The following is an 18444-nucleotide window of genomic DNA, read 5'->3' on the forward strand; positions in this document are numbered from 1 at the left end:
GAACGAGGTCATCCGGAACAAAGCGGAGTTACCAAGTCCTCACGGCGGGTGCGTATTCGCGTTCGCGCACGCAGAATTGCCTCTGAGGCAAATTCGAGCGTTCATTTAAGGCATCCACGGCCCAGGCAGCGGGGAACCCGCCTTTCAGTCGACCTGTCGGGCTAGATCATGCAGGTGAACCGCGAGATGAAGTCTCAGGGTGTGGTCGGGCAGCTGCAAGTCGTGTCCGAGCTAGCTGGCGAAATCCAAAGGCGCTGCGGATAGAGGCTCATGCACCAGGCCCCGCGATGCCGTCCGGTCGGTCGACCTGGGTGAGGTCGCAGAGCGGACCACTCTGCGTACGCCCCTCGGCGGCCAGTTCCTCGACACGCGCGCGCAGTTGGCGTCCGAGCGGTGCGGTTGCGGCGAAGACGGTGGTGGGCTGCGCGACGCCGATCATCGTGGCCAGCACGGACCAGTTCACAGTCGTGGTGGCGTTCTTGTTCCGCGGCATGTCGTTCGCCAGCCACACCGGAATGCGGTGGGAGGGGTTGGCCTCTCGGCGAACCTGCCCGGTAGGCAGCCGGCAGCAGCCGGATCCACTCCGTGACCGCATGGTGCAGATCGGGTTCGACCGCCGCCAACGAGGCCCCTGCGGCTCTCGGCTCCGCCGAGTCCAGGTACGTGCAGAAGTCGCTGATGGCCTTGCGGAACCCGCGGCATGCTCCCGTCGACAGCACGGCAGCCGCCATCAACTCCACCCACTTATCCGCGAGTTCAGCGGCCAGTTGCAAGCACGCATATCCGCTCGGGTCGAAAGTCACGGTGACCGGGCGCCGCCCTGTGTCCAGCGACACTGCCTGGCGCACGCCGATCCGCGGCGCCGTGTTCGACGATGCTGCCGTAGCTGGAGGAAGGCATGGCCCTTTCTGGTCGTCATGAGGTGATCCTGGTCGACAACCGACCTTGGAACAAGCCATTTCAGGTGTAGCTGAGCGCTCTAGTTGGCACGGTTCGCCAACTGGAGCGCTTGCGCAGAAAGAGCGTCAGAGGGATCGGACAGCGGATCATGCCAAGGTGACGTCCATGCCGCCCTCGGCCAGGGTTTCAAGGACTGTGGTGAACAAGTTGTAGGTCTGGCCGTCCGGCGTCAGGGCGTGGGACAGGTGCTCGCGCGCGGTCGCGGCGTCTCGCCAGAGCAAGGTGGCGGGGGCGGTGTAGCCGAAGGTGCCACGCAGGCAGTCGTCGAGGGCGGTGAGGCAGCCGCCGAAGTAGCCGCCGGGGCCGTTGACCGCCTCGCCGAGCGCCAGGTAGAGGGCTGGTTCGTCGGTGACGTACCGGCCGTCGAGTTCGTAGGCGTGACCGGCCGGCCGGTCACGGTGGGATCGTCGGCAGCCCCGCTCGCGTACAAGGTCACGCCAGGCCCCGCGGCGGCGGGTGTCGAGGCCGGCCCAAGTGTTCACGGCGGCCGGTGGTCCGGCGAGCCATCGCTCCCAGATCGACCGGGCGTATTCGGGGACCGGTGTGAAGCGGCCTCCGTCGAGCTCAAGGTCGATCAGGTCCGCCCCGCAAGAGGATGGGCGCCAGGCGCTGATCGTGGTCCACAGCAGCCGATCGGTGAGCATCTCTCCTTGGCCGTCCCGTATCTCCAGCGCGGCCTCCTCCAGGTCCAAGGCCCGCCGGGTGCCCTTCGCCAGTGCCGCCCTGAGCCGATCACTCGGCGCGAGCCCTCGCAGGACAATTGGTGCGGGTACCTGCTCGGGCGACATGATGCGGGTGAACTCCCGGCAGGAGCCCAGCCAGCGATGCCCGTCGTGCACGCGAACGCGCCCCCTGTACCCCTCGGGCGGGCCTTCGTAGTCGTCCAGGCCGGTGAGCACCCGACTGTCCGTCCCGACGGGCTGCCCCGAACTCTCCGCGTCCTCCAGTAGCCAGGCATCGCATGCCTCATCCTCCGGCACCAGCCACACTCTGCTGCCGACCCAGCCGGACACGCCGGATCCCTCCGGAACCCAGCCGAACAACTCGTACGTCCCGCGTCGGCATTCTCCGAACAGCCCCTCCACCTCGGCACAGACGCCCCAGACATGGCCGTGCTCCCTCTCGGTCAGCGCGTACGATGCGCTCCCGCGCGCCTTCTCGTCCTCATGCACAACGGAGATCATGCCCCGCCCACGTTCGGACGACTAAGGGCTGTCCCGCAAATGCGGTGGCGAACAGCCGCAGCCTCGTCAGATGCTCGGACTCCTCCGCAGATGTCGCTCGTCCAGGGTCCCGAATCGCACGTCTCCACGTGCAAGGTCGACGAGGATGGGCCAGCAGTCCAACAGCTGCTCCCTCGCATCGCGCGAGGCGAGGTACTGCACAGAGTTGTAGGGCACGATCAGCAGCCCGTTGCTCTCACGGACCCGCTCTGCGTCGATGGCGAGAGGTGGTTCGTCATATCGCTGACTGTGCGCGAGGAACCCCGCTGCGAGTTGTAGGGCCTCGTCCTGCTCCATCATCCGCCTCCAGTCCGTCAGCTAAATGAAGGCACCCTAACCGGCCTGGGATGATCTTGATGTGGCTGGTGTGATAACGGCGTCGGAGCCGTCCTGGATAGCCCCGTTCACCGGGCTGAGCCCTCGCCTGTTCGGGAAGCTGGTGACAGTTCTGCGGCGCGAGGGTGTGGACGTGGCCCGCAGGGGCCGGCCGTGGAGTCTTCCGCTGGAGGACAGGGCCCTGCTGGTCGCGGCGTACTGGCGCACGAACCTGACCATGCGTCAGCTGGCACCGTTGTTCGGCATTTCCAAGTCGGCGGCGGATCGGATCATCGATCACATCGGGCCGATGCTCGCCCTCCAACCCCGCAAGCGGTTCGCAAAGGACACCGTGCTGATCGTGGACGGCACCCTGGTGCCCACCCGCGACCACACCACCGCCGAGCAGTCGAAGAACTACTGGTACTCCACCAACCACCAGGTCGTCATCGACGCCGACACCGGCGTCGTCGTGGCGGTCGGCCGGCCCCTGCCCGGCAACCGCAACGACTGCAAGGCCTGGGAGGAGTCAGGCGCGAAGGCCGCCGTCGGCACGACCATGACCATCGCCGACGGCGGCTATCCGCGCACCGGACTCGTGATGCCCCACCGCCGCCGCAAAGGCGAAGAACTGCCCGACTGGAAACAGGCCCACAACAAGTCCCACAAACAGGTCCGCGCCCGCGTCGAGCACGCCTTCGCCCGCATGAAGACCTGGAAGATCCTCCGCGACTGCCGCCTCAAAAAGAACGGAGCCCACCACGCCATGCTCGGCATCGCACAGATGCACAACCTTGCCCTCGTCGGATAGACCGCCAAGCCATACAGCGGCCCACCCGGCCCGAGACCACTCAGAGATCATTTACGGGACAGCCCTTAGTAGGACTCCGTTAGGTCTGTCTGGGCCTTGGAGTTGTGCTGGGCAGGGGGTTCACGGACGGAGGGAGGTCCAACGTCGGGATGTGAAGACCGAGTGGCGCCGCACACCCAGACACCGACCAGCGCGCCCGGACGGCCTACGACCCGACCTGGCCGCTGGCAGGAGCCACCGCCTGGCCGCTGATCAGCAGGCGGGTGGAGCGTGGCCGTTCGGGTAGCGCTCCACCCCGGCGCCGTACGCCGCGGTGGCCCCCACGCGGGCGTCCACGTGGTGTCGGCTGCTCCCAAGACCTGGTGATCACTGCGTCCAAGCCGTCGCCAACCCAACGAGCCAAGGGCACGTCCAACTCCGTCACTGCGTCGCTGATTTCCTGTACGCAGCGTCACGCCTGCGCCATCCTCCGGACACGGGGCGTTTTCCGGGCCAGGATCTCCTCCGCATCGAGCGCCGGGTCCGGCATCGCCGCCTCCGTCTGTGGTGCGCGATGGGCTGGTTGTCCAAGGTGTGGGGCAGCAGGACTGGAACTTGGCACGCCCGCGCTTCAGTGGTTTGCGTGCGATGACTTGAGCTGGTCGGCGCCGTCGCCGTGCAGGGTGTCCAGACAGGCGGTGCGTCCGGTGGAGAGCAGCAGGAGGGCCAGGGCGGGCCCGGCGATCTCCGGTCCGTCACCCACCGTCCAGTCGGTGTCGGTGGCCCGGAGGGTGAAGCCGGCCAGGCGACGCTCGGCGTGGAACGGCCAGCCCATCGTCCAGACCCGTCGCAGTCCTTCGTGGCTGTGTTCGGCTGGGATGGGAAGCTGTAGAGCGAGCGGGAGGGCGATGTCCTGGCTGTGGACGATTGCGTCGAACAGTGCGTTGCGAGTGTCCAGCATCTTCGCCGTTCGCCGGGTGTCGGCGTGGCTGCGGATCGCAGCGATCAGGTCTGCGGGATCGCGGGAGCCGTGCCGACGGGCCAGCACCGTATTGATCCGGTCGGGGCTGAACCGTGCGCGGGGTGCGACCGCGATCATGTCCCAGGTGGTGATGGTAGGGACCAGGGCGAGGTGTCCCGCGACGTCCCGCACACGCCAGCCCCGGCACAGTGACTCCTGCTCCCATTCGGCCGGGGTGAGTTCTTCCAGCAGGTCAGCGATCCGCAGACGGGTGGAACGGACAGCGGACCAGTAAGAATCCGAGTCGCTCATGACAGCCTCCGAAGGTCCGAATCTCGGACCATAGTAGTACGAGTTTCGGACCTTCTGCAATGATGGGGGCATGTCTGACGATGATGCTGACGAGCTCAACCTGGGACTCCTGATGTTCATCCCGTACCGCTTCATGGAGTCGGCCGTGATGGCCGCCCTGAAGTCCGCCGGGCACGACATCTCGCTCACCCAGGCACGGGTCTTCCAGCGGATCGGCCCGGAGGGCTCGCGGCTGGCCGAGCTGGCTGAGGCGTCACAGGTCAGCAAGCAGACCATCGGGTCGATCGTCGACCAGCTCGAACGTGCCGGCTACGTCCGACGCGCGCCCGACCCGCGCGACGCACGAGCCCGAGTGGTCACAATCACCGCCCGGGGCCACGAACTCATCGAACTGAGCCTGCCCATCGTCCGCGACATCCAGGGGCAATGGACGGCCCATCTGGGCCCCGGGCGCACCCGGCAGCTGAGACAGGCCCTGGAAGCGCTGCGGGAAATCACCGATCCACACCGCTGACCCCCCCTGTAAACCCCCAGTGCATACCTGCTCGCCGAGGGCGAGATGGTCCGTCGGCGCGGGTATGCCCGGAAGCCTCGGGAACTCCCTCTATCTGCCCGCTGACGATGTCGCGGCCGCCCTCCCCGGACAATGGCATACCGTCGAAGCCGCCGCCGGCTGGGGAGGCTGAGCTGTCCTGCGACGCAACTGACCTTTCCACGTGACACCCATGAGCCAGTACTGGCGTGAACCCGCGGACGGTTGGTTTCTGCGTATACGAGCTGCCGGAGCACGGGCACGAGCGGTGTCCGGCGCAGTGCCGGCATCATCCGGTTCCCTACCGGCTCACGCCGCGCGACCTCCAGCAGGTCAAGCCACTGCTGCCGCTTGGTATCCAGGCCAGCTTGGGGAACCGCGGCACTAGCCCTCGCTTATGTCCGCTCGCGCGTCGACCAGGTGTGTGCCGTCCGCGGCCCACGGGATTCGACTCGGGCAGTCCTTCCTCGCCGAGGAAGTCTTAGAACAGGCGCACTGGCACCAGGCGTTGCGGCGCCGGCACCCCGCCCGTGATTCCCGAAAAGATGCCTGGGGCCGCGATGCCGAGCGAGTTGAGGACCGGCTGCGCGTGGCGGTGTCATGGGACGAGCGCTTCGCGATCGCGGTGGAAACTCATGGCCGACGGCTGGCGGATCACCCACCGGTCGACGCGGAGGACGACTACACGTGGCGGCGGATGCTCGCCCCCTACGGGCAGATGCGAGTCGACGGCTTGGCGGAGGAGGCCGGGTGGAGCCGAAAGCGCCTGTCGGCCCGCTTCCGCTCCCAGCTCGGCATCACGCCCAAGAGCGCCGCCCGGCTGGTGCGGTTCGACCACGCCGCCCACCTCCTCGCGGCGGGTCTGGCCCCCGCCAGTGTTGCCGCGGAAAACGACTATGTCGACCAGGCCCATCTACACCGCGAGGTCAAGGCGTTCACCGGGCCCGCACAGCCGTGGCCGCCGCGCCGTGGCTTGCGCTCGACGTTGCTTGGCCGCTTCATCGCCGACACGGGCTGTGACGCCTCACTGCTGTTGTGGTTCTTGACGTTCCTGGTCACCTTCTTCGCCGACGAGTGCAACGAGGAGCTGGCGGCGCTCGGCCACCGCGCCTACTCATGCCGCAGGCCCCGAGTCGGCAACACCGATGTCCAACGCACGCGTTGCTTGCCTAGCGATCTGAATCAGGTTCTCGATGAGGCAGACGCGTGCAAGGTTGGTATCGATGGACAAGGAGGCGTGGTCGTGGCGGAGTTGATCGATCTGACAGACGTACTGGGTGAGGGCGGATGCGCGACTCTGGCCCGGCGGGGACTCGTCGAGGTGATGTCCGCAATGGGCGTGGAAGGGGTGCGGGAGGTGCGGTGGGTTGAGGTCGCGGACCGCTTGGGAGGGTTGCCACGAGCGGAGTTGAGAGATCTACCCGTCCTGATGCTGGCCAGGTCGCTGCCCACCGGCTGGACGTTGGTGGTGGAGGTGGACGGCTGGTCGGGGTGGGTGGGAGCCCAGCGGGACGTACTGGAGAAGCTGTCCGAGGGCGGGGCGGCAGCTTCGCTGTGGCGGAGTCCCAACAACGAAGAGGTGATTTACGCCGAGGACGGGGAAGTCCTGGGCGGCTTCGACCCGACGACAGGACACCGTTGGGGGGCACATCAGGACAAGTTCGGCCCTGTTGCCCGAGCCTTGGGATTCTCCCTGCCGGGTCTCGAGGATCAGGGCGAGGACCTGCTGCCTTTGAGCGTGGGACAGCGCTGTGCGTGCGCCTTGGAGGCCCTGACAGGCGTGCGGTTGACGCGGGCGATGTTCGATGACCCCTGGCAGGGCGGCTTGCGGCGGGTGTGAGGGAGTGGGCTGAAGGACCGCCTTGACGCCTCCGTCGCCTTCCGGCGCCTGGCTAGTCTGCCGGAGCTGATGTTTATTGACGTGCACCTGGCGGTGCACAGACGGGGAGGCAGAAGCGTGAAACCACTTCGCAGACGATTAGGCCGCACGGCGACAGCGTTGGCCACAGGCACACTGTTCGCCTTCCTGCCGCTCGCGGGCCCGACCGCCGCCGCAGACGGCCCGTCAAGTCCCGCAGCTCCGACCGCCACCGCTGACTTCGGCAAGGAACGTGGCATCAAGGTCTATCTGAACGGCGAGAAGCTCGACGCCCTACGCGCTGAAGGTCGCAAACAGGAGGCCGCAGCACGCGCCGCCGGCCGCACCGAACCGCAATCTGCACGCGATGTCACCGCCGGGCAGGCTCCTCGCCGGCCTTCGGCTGCGAATGCCGAACCCCCGTCCTCCCGGGCAGAGTCGGCGGAGGATTATTTCGGCTCTGCCGACTCGAGGGCCCGCCAAGTGACCGCGGCTCACGGCGCCGAAAACAAGGGCGCTCAGTCTGTGCTCGCTCTCGAACCGCCTCCGGCTATCGGGGAAACGCCCAACCAGGCGACGGTGGACAAGTGCTTCGCTGACGGCGCGGCCGACAACGAGTTCGGACACGTCTACAACCGCTTCACCTACTGCAAGCGGTTCCCCACAAAAGCGGACTACTACGAAATCCGTCCGAACCGCCCGCCGAAGAAGGTGGGAACGACCTCCTTCACCTACGAGATGTTCGCTCTCGGCGACTCCCAGGACCGTAGGATCAGGCTCTTCTCCCGGGTCCAGGAAGACTCTGTCGACTACGACTGGGGCTGGTGGGACAACATCTGGCTGGCTCCCAACATCCGACTGGGTCTGATCGGCCAGTGCGGCGAAGCGTTCGAGATCTGCAGTGGCACCCGTGGAGCGGTAACCATGCCCTACGCGGTCTGGGACAACAGCACCAACTGGTTCTACTGGGACGTCTACAACCGCGAGGCTCCCGGAGTCGGCCGCGACAAGATCTCCTTCAACCAGTTCTTCCTCGAGTGGAACAGTCCCGACCCGCCGTACACCACCATCCAGACCGGTCGCAGCGCAGGACGGCTGATGCGGTGCGACTCAGGCGACTACTTCACCAAATTCCCGAACACGACCTATCCCAAGGCGTGCGTCTTCGCCGAGGTGACCCCCCGCCTGACCTACGACTCCGCCAATGCGGACGTGGACGAGGTCGCCAACCACATACGGATCGCCCAGGACACGCCCAATGCGACCTGGCCCAAACTCGTCCCTGAAGGCCAACCGCAGCCCAGGAACAAGAAGATCCCGGGCAAGTACCTTCCGAGCGACCCCAACGCGGCCGGGTTGCACCGGATCACCGAGAAGCACGAACCCGGTTGGTACAAGTGGAACCGGGACCACGTGCGGGGCGCCTGCTACAAGGAAGGCCCCGAGAAGGACCTGTACCTGGACACCGGGCTTCCCAACCCGCCCATCTCCGGCCTCGAGCAGTGCGACGAATACCCCTTCGCCTCGACGCTGGAAGGCGCCGCCCACCCCGACTGGGACTTCTCGGTCAAGGCCGTCACCATCGACGACAACCGGATCGCGGGCAGTGAGCTGCAGGACTACTACGTCTACGACCGTGTCCTGTCCTGGGACCCGACACTGCCCGAGCAGATCAAGAACGACCGCTTCTTCGTAGAAATCAAATAGCCGTCCAGCGCCGGATGGCGCACAGGACAAACACGCAGCAGAGGGACCCGCGACAGCTGGACGGTCGTGGGTCCCTCAGGGCGTAGGGCGGTCCGCATGGCAGACCATGTGACGGGCGAGCGGCGATTGTCGCAGAAGGGGAACAGCGGCCGGCGGGAGCACAACTCCCGCCGACGTCGCTGGTCTTCTCCTGCAACCGGCCCAGTGAGCCCAGCTCGCGGGCCAGGACGGCACGTACCGTCCGCCTCATCACTACTGATCGAATACGGGGAATCCCACATGTTGCACACCAGCACGCGCCCGACCACGCGCATCGCCCTCTCGGCTGCCGGCTGCGCGGCCGTCCTCGGCTTGTCGCTCGCCGCCACTGCGCCGGCCTCGGCGGCCCCTGCCGCGCACAGGGCCGCCGCCTCCGTTCCCGCCGCCACGCTCGCCGACCCGAACGGCCGCTACACCGCCCAGGAGATCCACACCTTCCTGGTGACCTTCTACGGCGAGCACGGCCCCGGCGACTTCGCCCGCGCCTACGGCATCTCCGAGCACCTGAAGGAGAAGGTTGCCGTGAGCGAGGGCTTCGACGTGCTGCTGTGCGCGCAGAACAATCCGCAGTCGATCGACATCGGCCCGGTCAGCACGGCCCAGTCCGCCCGCGTCGGCTACGCCACCGTCACCACGCACTGGGGTGAGAACGGTGAGGACACCGCCACCTTCGAGGCGTACGTCGACCTGGATGCCACCCGGCCGATCCAGCTGCTCGACACCGACTGCGAGGCGGCCGGCTGACCCGGGGCCCCGTTCGGATCACGCCGGGCTCGAGGGGCTGATCCGAACGAAGGACCCTGGCTGATGCACGAAGCTGCCGGCCCAATGGAGCAACGCACGTACTTTGCCGTAGGTCCGGGCGGGTCCATGGCCGGCTGCTCAGCCCATCGGCTGTGCTGACCTCCCCGAGCGAGCCCTCATGTCACTTGCGCCAGAACAGGTGGTGCGTCACGCCGCTCGGGCTGGGTACGACCTCAAGGTGGAACCGGTCGAGCAGCTCATCGGGTGTCTCCCAGAGTCGCACCCCGGACCCGAGCTTCACCGGCGAGACCGCCACATGCATGGCGTCGACGAGGTCGGCGTCGACGAATTGCCGGATGGTGGTGACCCCGCCGCCGAGTCGGACGTCCTTGCCCTGAGCCGCTTCCCGCGCCTGCGCGAGGACCGTGGCAGGGTCGCCGTCGACGAAGTGGAACGTGGTGTCGGAGAGCGAGAACGAAGGCCGCTTGTGGTGGGTCATGACGAACACGGGAGTGTGGAACGGGGGCTCGTCGCCCCACCAGCCGAGCCAGTCATGGTCCTGCCAGGGCCCGCGTTGGGGTCCGAACTTGTTGCGGCCCATGATCTCGGCGCCGATGTTGTGGGTGAAGTCCCGCGTGAAGTAGTCGTCGAGACCGCGGCTCCCGCCGGGCTCGGTGCGGTTGGGCCAGCTCGCCGTGGCGCCGGCCCACGAGAACAGCCCCTGGGGATCGACATGACCGAATGGCCTCTCGAGGGTCTGGTCCTCACCGGCACCGATCCCGTCACTCGAGACGGTGATGTTCTGGACTCTCAATAGCTGAGCCACGTGTTTCCTCCTGTGTTGTCGACAACTGGTGAGACTCTCCGGGGTGCGAAAACTCATCGCTGCGTCCGCACAACAACGATCCCAACGCTTCTTCGTCTCGAAAACGGACCGGTGACCGATGTCGGACGCTCCACACCTCACAGTCTGCGGGAGTGCGGCGGACGTTCTCACGGTCCCTCGACGCCTCCGACCGCAGGCAGGGCCAATCGCCCCATTCACAGCAGGCCCTGAAGGTCGCTGATTGGGGCCAAAGGACTCGTTCCTCCGGGGGCCGGATTGCCGCCGCGTGACAGCAGTTTGGCGGCGACCAGTAGATCCGGCAGTACCTGGCGGCCGGGCGGTTCGGAACCGTTGAATCCAGTCGACTCAACCGACGCAGACTCCGTCAACCGTCAACCCACACAGCGGGCAATCCTCGGCAGGTCCGAGGGGCTCGCACTGTATCGAGGCCGCTGATGCTCCGCATGCACGTGGCCTGGTCGTCGACTGCCAGCCGCGACGGCCACCGTGTAGGCGGTTGCCCACTGAACGGCCCGGCCTGCGTCGCTGGATAGGGCCGGGGCGTGGACCGCAGCAGCAGAGAGCCGGACGACGTGTTCGCCGGGGAAGCCCAGGGGGAGCTGTCGCCCCGTGCGGCCCGGGGTCTGAGGTGGGGGTCGGCCGGCCTGGTGCTCGCGGTCCTGGCACCTCGGTCCTCGTCGCCGGCGCGGAGCCTACAACAGCGGCCACTACGCGGGCACCATGACGTGGAACGCCGTCCCCGGGTGTTGTGGCATCCCCGGCGACGCGTTCCAGGTGGTGGACGTGTATGCCGACGGGTGGGGCATGGAGGCCTCCATGATCTCTCCGGTGACGGGGCGCGTTGCCACCACACGCGGACACTCGGCCACCTATTACAGCGATTGGAACAGCGGCAATCTGGCAGAGGGCACGCCTGTCTACATTCAGCTCTGCGCGGTCAAGGGCTCAACCGAAGATTGCAGTGCCGCGTACAGCGGCCACGCGTAACCACACTCCGACCGCTTACCGGCTGTTCTCTATCCGTCCGAGTGCTCGACCTGCTTCGAACGGGGCCTCGGATCGGCTGAGTTGATCGGTGCGGAGGAGGCCTGGAGGACCTTGCTGCTCGCTCTCAGAGAGATCAAGGGGTCACGTCAAGACCTTCAGGGCGTTGTCACTGGCGGGTGAGATGATCGCTGTCGTCGGCGAGAGCGCGCTGACTTCACAACTCAAGGGGTCCGAATGGGCACGTGGTAAAGCCTGTCGGGCGGGTCCGGGCCCAGGACCGCGACGGGGGATGATCCGCTCATGCACATACGGCGAGAGGTTCGGTGGGTCTTGTGGGGGCTGTGGCTTGCATGTCTCGGTTTCTCCATCTGGTTCTTCGCGGTGGTGATCACGCTCTTCCTGGAGGCGGAGGCCTGGTGACGCAGAGGCGAGCTCAGGCCTGGGACCAGCTGCACTCCTGGCTGACCCACCGAGCGGCTCGGGCTGATCACAAAGGCCCCTTGTTGAACATCGAGGACAGTCTCTTGTGCCCATTGATCATTTTCGTGGGCTCGAAGTCGAGCGTTGCGCCGCTCACCGCGGTGGCGCCCTTGACCGACTGTGAGCCACGCACACACCGCAGGTGAACGCGCGGCGACAGGCAAGAGTCGGGCTGCTCCCTGCGCATCGGGCAGGCAGCTACCCGGCCTGGTAACAGCTGTTACCATCATGGTATGGCGAAGACACAACTGGGCGCGCGCGTCGACAACGAGATCGCGGAACTGGCCAAGACCCGGGCCAAGGACCGGGGGCTGCCCCTCGGCGACTACATCGCTGCTCTCGTACTGGACGACGCAGGCGGACTCCGCGAGAAGGGCCTGGACGCGGCACGTCGCTTCCTCGACGAACACCAGACCCTCTTCGACGAAGCCGAAGAGGCCGACCGCCGTACGCCGGGAGCGCACGCCGCGTAATGGACCTGACCATCGACGTCCCCTGGATTCTGCAAGTCGCCGAGATCGCTGGAGCGGGGGACCCTGCTCCCGATGACTACGGGGTGCCGGTAGCCGCTGTCGCCTGCCACCGCGCCGAACTGCTCGGGCACCCCGTGTACGACGGCCCCTACGCCCGCGCCGCTTCCCTCGTGCACATCCTCGGCCGCTGTCGCTGGCTGGAGCGCTCCAACATGGCCGTGGCCGCCGCGACCGGCGTGATGTACCTGGAAGCCTCTGGTATCCAGGTCAAGCCCACTCGTGAAGACGCGCTCGCCCTGCGCGACCTGCTGCGCGATTCCGCCTGCACCACTGCCCGCATTGCCGACCTGCTGCGTGCCTGGCCCCAGTCGACCTGAATCGAGTGCGCCCGGCTTCCCGGGCCTCACATGCCCGGAGGCCAGGCCCGAGCGACCTCGACGGCCACCGACGGGGACCGATCACCTTGGTACGCAGTCAAGCGTGGAAGTGGAACTCCTCCGAAGACGCGATTCCGCCGGAGCCTGACTCTCAGAGAGGGCCGACCCCGGCGGATGTTCACCGCGTCAGGGGCTACGGCAGCGGCGGGTAGGCGTTCCGCATCAGCTGCTGGAACTGCGCGGAGAACCAGTGCCCGGCGAGCGGCGAGTTCGGCAGGGCTCCCGTGGGGTTGTTGCCATTGCGCGCGTTACCGCCGTAGGTGGGGTCGCACATGCGGTCGAACCCCTTGCCCTCGTCGTTGGGAACGGCCGCGCTGTTGCCGTCAGACTCACCCGGCGGCTTCACCCACACGTAAGCGTCGACGCCGACCGCGGGGGCGGCGGTGGGTCGCTGACCGAGTCCGGCGCCGCTCTGGTTGCACCAGTTGCCGGCGTGGATGCGCCGGTCGACGCGGCTGCCGTTCACGTAGTCGTCGACGGAGGTCGTCGGGCCGGGGCCGGTGGGCCTCGCGGAGCCGCCCCAGCCGTTGCGGGAGGTGTCGATCAGCATGCCGAGACCGGGGTCGAACCCGGCGGCGACCAGCTTGTCCCGCAGCCCGAGCGCGAACGACTGCTCGTCCACGTACTGGTTCCAGTCGACCCACTTCGACTGGCGCACGGTCTGACCGTTCACTGTGTCGGTGACTTTGAAGTTGGGCTCCTTGACGGGGCTGTAGTTGGCGGTGTTGACGATGAACCCGGCCACGTCGTGCACGCTCGCGCCGTTGGTCGTGGCGACCTTGGCGAACTCCTGTGCTGCCGGAGCGAGATTGCTGTCCCAGCCGAGCCAGCCGTGGTGGCCGGCGTCGATGTAGTTGTAGACGCTCGCGATGGCGCCGAGCTTGTCGAGGGCGTAGGAGACGCCCTTCTCGTAGTTGCCGTTGTTCTTCATCGTCACGCAGGCGTCGGTGGTGGTGTTGGTGCCGCCGGCGTTGGTGACCAGGTTGGGCAGCGAGTCGGGCTCGATGACGGTGGCGACGCGCAGGCCCGCATACTTGGCGTCGGACAGGATCGACGCGATGGGGTCGATGTACTGGGACTTGTACTTGTCGAGGTCGCCCGGCCCCAGCTCGCCGTTGGAGGCGAGGGCGGCGCAGTCGCGGCCGGGCAGGTCGTAGATGACGAGCTGGACGACGAGATCGCCGGAGCCCTTCTGCTTCAGGGCCTCGTCGAGGTGGGCGCGCAGGCCCATGCCGCCGCCCACACCGTTGATGGCGGCGATGCGGTCCAGCCAGACGGCGGTGGGCTGGTCGGCGACGCGGCTGCCGCCCGGTTCCGCGGCGGCCTTGGCGGACCACTCGGGGTTCACGTACACCTTGGCGCCCGTGTAGGGGTTGTCGGCACGGCTGCCGGTGTCGCCACCGCCACCGCCACCGCCACCGCCCGTACCGCCACCGGTGCCGCCGCCAGTACCACCGCCGTTGTCGATGTTGCAGGTGGCGCCGTCGAGCGTGAACGTGGCGGGCACGTTGTTGGTGCCGCTGTAGGAGCCGTTGAAGCCGAAGCTGACCGAACCGCCACTCGCGAGGGTGCCGTTGTAGCCCTCATTGGCGGCGGTGACGTCGGCACCGTTCTGGCTGAGCTTCGTGTTCCAGGCGTTGGTGACCTTCTGGTTGCCGGCGTACGCCCACTTCACGGACCAACTCGACTTGGCGGCCGCGTTGTTGGTGATGGTCACAGCGGCGGTGAAGCCGGTGTCCCACTGGCTCTGCACCTTGTAGTCGACGGTGCAGGGGATGGACGAGGTGGCAGCGCCGGCCTGGCCGACGACGAGCGCGGTCCCGCTCGTCCCGGCGACGAGCGTCAGGGCGGCGAGAAGCGATGTTCTGGTGTGACTCATGACTGCGGGTTTCCTTCTCTGGATGGGGAGTTAAGGACGGAGGCCGGGCAGACGGTCACGCGAGCCGACGGCTGGGCCCACACCTGCGGCAGGCGTGGCGTTCCAGCGGTCGGTGTGTCGGTGTGTCGGTGCGTCGGTGCGTCCGGCATCGACTCGAAGGCGCGGCCGTCATGCCGGCGCTTCGAGGCCTCGGTCATGCCGGGGGTCGCCCGGTCAGGTGCGGAGCCGCCCGATGGCCTTCGTAGGCACCGACCGCCGGCGCCGAACCCCTGCGGTGCGAGCGCGGACTTCATGCCGTGGGTCTCTGCGTGGGCGACCGGGAGCTCGGCGATGTCGCCGCGGTTCGGGCTGCCGTTCCAGGGCTTTCGGACCGTCGTGACGCGGGAGATGCGCAGAGCGGTCGCCATCCGGCTCGGCGATCGCGCACCGGTCGACGGCGCTGCTGCGGAATTCATGTCCACGGCGCGAGCGGCCATGGCTCCCCGGGCCAATGGCACCGGGCAGAACAGTGCTCGAGATTGCGTCGCTGACTAAAAGAACTGAACGCGGGGGGTGTCGCATGAGCGAGTCCTTACAGCTTCGCGCGCCGCTACGGACGCGTCGTCTGATGGAACCGCTCCCACTGGTGGGGAGGAAGTTAGCGTCAACTGGCGGGGTTTCATAGGGTCCTTGCGAAACTTTTCGCTCGATTGGCTCAGTTCGAACTTTGAACGCCCAGCATCTTGACCGCGCCCGCCTTCGTCCCCACGATGGGAGCGCTCCCACTGGATTCAGTCCCTGGCACCTCTCCGTGAGTCGCGTGACGCAAGGAGGAACAGCACATGGATCCCGGACGCAAACGCAGAGCCGTACGGCGGGTGTGGACCGCCGTCGCCGCCGCGTTCGCCCTGCCCCTGTCCATGCTCGCCACCGGCACGACCACCGCGAACGCGGCGACCGTGCAGTGCAGCGTCGACTACAAGACCAACGACTGGGGTTCCGGCTTCACCGCCGACCTCACCCTCACCAACCGCGGCACCGCCGCGATCGACGGCTGGACCCTGACCTACGGCTACACGGGGAACCAGAAGCTCTCGAACGGGTGGAACGGAACCTGGTCGCAGGCCGGTCAGACCATCACCGTCAAGAACGCCGCGTACAACGGCACCGTCGTCCCCGGCGGCGCCGTCTCCGCGGGAGCGCAGTTCAGCTACAGCGGCACCAACGCAGCGCCGACCAACTTCGCGGTCAACGGGACCAGTTGCGTCGGTGCCCACCAGCCGCCGATCACCGTGCTGACCAGCCCGGCCGCCGGCGCGGTCTACTCGCGCGGCGACGCCGTGCCGCTCGCGGCCACAGCGGCGGCCGCGGATGGCGCGACGATCGGCAAGGTGGAGTTCTACGACGACACCACGCTCCTCGGTACCGACACGAGCGCGCCCTACACGCACTCCGCCTCTGGTTTGACCGTGGGCAGTCATTCCTTGGTGGCGAAGGCGTACGACAGCCTGGGCGCTTCCGCGGAGTCCACCCCGGTCGGCATCACCGTCGCCGCGGGTCCCGCCGTGGTCGCCTCGACCACCCAACTCGCCGTCGAGCAGGGCAAGACGGGCACCTACGAGGTGAAGCTCTCGACCCAGCCCTCGGCCGACGTGACCGTGACGACCGCCCGGACCGGCGGCAACTCGGGCCTGTCGGTCACCGGCGGGGCCTCGCTCACCTTCACCCCGTCGAACTGGAACACCGCGCAGAAGGTGACCGTCACGGCGGACTCCACCGGGACGGGGGCGGCGACCTTCGAGTCGACGGCCGCAGGGCACGGTAAGGCGATGGTGACGGTCACCCAGATCGCGGCGACGGGCACGTACAACGCCCGCTTCCTGGATCTGTACGGCAAGATCACCAACCCGGCCAACGGCTACTTCTCGCCCGAGGGCATCCCCTACCACTCGGTCGAGACGCTGATCGTCGAGGCCCCGGACCAGGGCCACGAGACCACCTCGGAGGCGTACAGCTACCTCCTGTGGCTGCAGGCCATGTACGGGAAGATCACCGGCGACTGGACCAAGTTCAACGGCGCCTGGGACATCATGGAGAAGTACATGATCCCCACCCACGCCGACCAGCCGACCAACTCCTTCTACAGCGCGTCCAAACCGGCCACCTACGCGCCCGAGGAAGACACTCCGAACCAGTACCCGACCGCCCTCGACCCGTCCGTGGCCGCCGGCTCCGACCCGCTGGCCGGTGAACTGAAGTCGGCCTACAACACCGACGACGTCTACGGCATGCACTGGATCCAGGACGTCGACAACACCTACGGGTTCGGCAACACCCCCGGCGGAAAGTGCGAGGCCGGCCCGGCGGAGACCGAACCGTCGTACCTCAACACCTTCCAGCGCGGCCCGCAGGAATCGGTGTGGGAGACAGTGCCCCAGCCGACCTGCGACGCCTTCAAGTTCGGCGGGAAGAACGGCTACCTGGACCTGTTCACCGGGGACAAGTCGTACGCCAAGCAGTGGAAGTACACCACCGCCCCGGACGCCGACGCGCGCGCGGTGCAGGCCGCCTACTGGGCCGACACGTGGGCGAAACAGCAGGGCAAGGGCAGCGCTGTCTCCGCGACCGTGGGCAAGGCCGCGAAAATGGGCGACTACCTGCGCTACGCCATGTACGACAAGTACTTCAAGAAAATCGGCAACTGCGTCGGGCCGTCGACCTGCCCGGCCGGCACCGGCAAGGACGCCTCGCACTACCTGCTCTCCTGGTACTACGCCTGGGGCGGCTCCACCGACACCAGTGGAGGCTGGGCCTGGCGCATCGGCTCCAGCTACGCCCACAGCGGCTACCAGAATCCGCTCGCAGCGTACGCGCTCAGCGCCGACACCGACCTGAAGCCCAAGTCCCCTTCAGGCGCGGCCGACTGGAACAAGTCGCTCCAGCGCCAACTGGAGTTCTACCGCTGGCTGCAGTCGGACGAGGGCGCCATCGCCGGCGGATCGACCAACAGCTGGGCAGGCCGCTACGCGACCCCGCCGGCCGGGACGTCGACCTTCTACGGCATGTACTACGACCAGCAGCCCGTGTACCATGACCCGCCGTCCAACCAGTGGTTCGGCTTCCAGGCGTGGTCCATGGAGCGGGTCGCCGAGTACTACCAGCAGTCCGGGGACTCGCAGGCCAAGACGGTCCTCGACAAATGGGTCAAGTGGGCTCTGTCGAAGACGACCATCAACCCGGACGGCACCTACCAGATTCCCTCCACCCTCCAGTGGTCGGGCCAGCCCGACACCTGGAATGCCTCAAGTCCCGGCGCCAACAGCGGACTTCACGTCACCGTCGCCGACTACACCAACGACGTCGGCGTGGCGGCCGCTTACGCCAAGACCCTGACGTACTACGGCGCCAAGTCCGGGGACGCGAAGGCGAAGTCGACGGCGAAGGCGCTGCTGGACGGGATGTGGAGCAACTACCAGGACAGTCTCGGTATCGCTGTTCCGGAGAGCCGCACCGACTACAGCCGGTTCGACGACCCGGTCTACGTGCCGAGCGGATGGACCGGCACGATGCCGAACGGCGAAGCGATCAACTCGTCCTCGACGTTCGCCTCGATCCGGTCCTTCTACAAGAACGACCCGGCCTGGTCGAAGGTCGAGGCCTATCTCAAGGGCGGCGCCGCGCCCGTCTTCACCTACCACCGGTTCTGGGCCCAGGCGGACATCGCCCTGGCCATGGGCTCGTACGCGGAGCTCCTCGAGTAGCCCCCCGCTGAGGCTCCGTGTGCGCGACCCCGTCGCAGGGAGATGGGGTCATTCCACCGGGCGGCTCCTGACGGAGCCGCCCGGTGAACACCCCCTATCCCGTCGTCTCGAAAAACTGACGTCTCATCTCGTCAGGGGCACGCGCAACTCCTTCAGTCCC

The 18444-nt window shown here is 67.3% G+C and carries 15 protein-coding genes and 1 pseudogene; 10 read left to right on the plus strand and 6 right to left on the minus strand.

The window, feature by feature from the left end; genetic code table 11:
* Positions 1 to 268: 268 nt before the first annotated feature.
* The 3 genes from ACFWM2_RS07265 to ACFWM2_RS07275 all read right to left on the minus strand — a co-directional run bounded on the left by ACFWM2_RS07265 (position 269) and on the right by ACFWM2_RS07275 (position 2483).
* The gene (locus ACFWM2_RS07265) at positions 269 to 493 is read right to left on the minus strand and encodes a hypothetical protein (protein WP_383273885.1); all 225 of its coding nucleotides are present in this window, start codon (positions 491 to 493) and stop codon (positions 269 to 271) included.
* A 553-nt stretch (positions 494 to 1046) separates the two neighbouring features.
* Positions 1047 to 2144, minus strand: coding sequence for a barstar family protein (locus ACFWM2_RS07270; RefSeq protein ID WP_383273887.1), 1098 nt, complete (start codon positions 2142 to 2144; stop codon positions 1047 to 1049).
* 66 nt (positions 2145 to 2210) lie between these two features.
* Complete coding sequence (locus tag ACFWM2_RS07275) at positions 2211 to 2483, minus strand: YrhB domain-containing protein (RefSeq protein ID WP_383273889.1); 273 nt, start codon at positions 2481 to 2483, stop codon at positions 2211 to 2213.
* Between the two features lie 58 nt (positions 2484 to 2541).
* Between ACFWM2_RS07275 and ACFWM2_RS07280 the strand changes: the two genes are divergently transcribed.
* Positions 2542 to 3309: a transposase gene (locus ACFWM2_RS07280; protein WP_383273891.1), complete on the plus strand. Its 768-nt coding sequence runs from the start codon at positions 2542 to 2544 to the stop codon at positions 3307 to 3309.
* Between the two features lie 610 nt (positions 3310 to 3919).
* On the opposite strand, the gene ACFWM2_RS07285 is transcribed toward ACFWM2_RS07280, so the two are convergent.
* Positions 3920 to 4561, minus strand: coding sequence for a maleylpyruvate isomerase family mycothiol-dependent enzyme (locus ACFWM2_RS07285; RefSeq protein ID WP_383273893.1), 642 nt, complete (start codon positions 4559 to 4561; stop codon positions 3920 to 3922).
* Positions 4562 to 4631: 70 nt separating this feature from the next.
* Between ACFWM2_RS07285 and ACFWM2_RS07290 the strand changes: the two genes are divergently transcribed.
* The 5 genes and pseudogenes from ACFWM2_RS07290 (at position 4632) to ACFWM2_RS07310 (ending at position 9441) form a co-directional block, all read left to right on the plus strand.
* Positions 4632 to 5075 (plus strand): MarR family winged helix-turn-helix transcriptional regulator, encoded by a 444-nt coding sequence (locus tag ACFWM2_RS07290; protein ID WP_383273895.1) that lies wholly within the window; start codon positions 4632 to 4634, stop codon positions 5073 to 5075.
* Positions 5076 to 5634: 559 nt separating this feature from the next.
* Positions 5635 to 6139 (plus strand): annotated as a pseudogene (locus tag ACFWM2_RS07295) (helix-turn-helix domain-containing protein); the annotation flags it as partial.
* Entirely contained in the window at positions 6136 to 6933 is a 798-nt protein-coding gene (locus ACFWM2_RS07300) for a DUF6461 domain-containing protein (RefSeq protein WP_383273897.1), read from the plus strand. The pseudogene ACFWM2_RS07295 and the gene ACFWM2_RS07300, both read left to right, overlap by 4 nt.
* Positions 6934 to 7530: 597 nt before the next feature.
* Entirely contained in the window at positions 7531 to 8658 is a 1128-nt protein-coding gene (locus tag ACFWM2_RS07305) for a hypothetical protein (protein WP_383273899.1), read from the plus strand.
* Positions 8659 to 8937: 279 nt separating this feature from the next.
* On the plus strand, positions 8938 to 9441 hold the full coding sequence (locus ACFWM2_RS07310; protein WP_383273901.1) for a hypothetical protein: 504 nt from the start codon (positions 8938 to 8940) through the stop codon (positions 9439 to 9441).
* 181 nt (positions 9442 to 9622) lie between these two features.
* Here the strand turns inward: ACFWM2_RS07310 and ACFWM2_RS07315 are convergent, their stop codons facing one another.
* A complete protein-coding gene (locus tag ACFWM2_RS07315) occupies positions 9623 to 10267 on the minus strand; it encodes a dihydrofolate reductase family protein (protein WP_383273903.1) in 645 nt (214 codons plus the stop codon).
* A gap of 741 nt (positions 10268 to 11008) precedes the next feature.
* On the opposite strand from ACFWM2_RS07315, the gene ACFWM2_RS07320 reads away from it, so the two are divergent.
* The 3 genes from ACFWM2_RS07320 (at position 11009) to ACFWM2_RS07330 (ending at position 12605) form a co-directional block, all read left to right on the plus strand.
* The gene (locus ACFWM2_RS07320) at positions 11009 to 11275 is read left to right on the plus strand and encodes a hypothetical protein (protein WP_383273905.1); all 267 of its coding nucleotides are present in this window, start codon (positions 11009 to 11011) and stop codon (positions 11273 to 11275) included.
* 713 nt (positions 11276 to 11988) lie between these two features.
* On the plus strand, positions 11989 to 12228 hold the full coding sequence (locus tag ACFWM2_RS07325) for a hypothetical protein (protein ID WP_383273907.1): 240 nt from the start codon (positions 11989 to 11991) through the stop codon (positions 12226 to 12228).
* The gene (locus tag ACFWM2_RS07330) at positions 12228 to 12605 is read left to right on the plus strand and encodes a fic family toxin-antitoxin system, toxin component (RefSeq protein ID WP_383273909.1); all 378 of its coding nucleotides are present in this window, start codon (positions 12228 to 12230) and stop codon (positions 12603 to 12605) included. The genes ACFWM2_RS07325 and ACFWM2_RS07330 overlap by 1 nt, the downstream gene beginning before the upstream one ends.
* Positions 12606 to 12798: 193 nt before the next feature.
* Here ACFWM2_RS07330 and ACFWM2_RS07335 read toward each other — a convergent pair whose 3' ends face one another.
* Entirely contained in the window at positions 12799 to 14544 is a 1746-nt protein-coding gene (locus ACFWM2_RS07335; RefSeq protein WP_383273911.1) for a glycoside hydrolase family 6 protein, read from the minus strand.
* 821 nt (positions 14545 to 15365) lie between these two features.
* Here ACFWM2_RS07335 and ACFWM2_RS07340 point away from each other — a divergent pair.
* A complete protein-coding gene (locus tag ACFWM2_RS07340; RefSeq protein ID WP_383273913.1) occupies positions 15366 to 18284 on the plus strand; it encodes a glycoside hydrolase family 48 protein in 2919 nt (972 codons plus the stop codon).
* Positions 18285 to 18444: the final 160 nt, after the last annotated feature.

This window comes from Streptomyces sp. NPDC058371, from assembly GCF_042723265.1.
GTDB lineage: Bacteria > Actinomycetota > Actinomycetes > Streptomycetales > Streptomycetaceae > Streptomyces.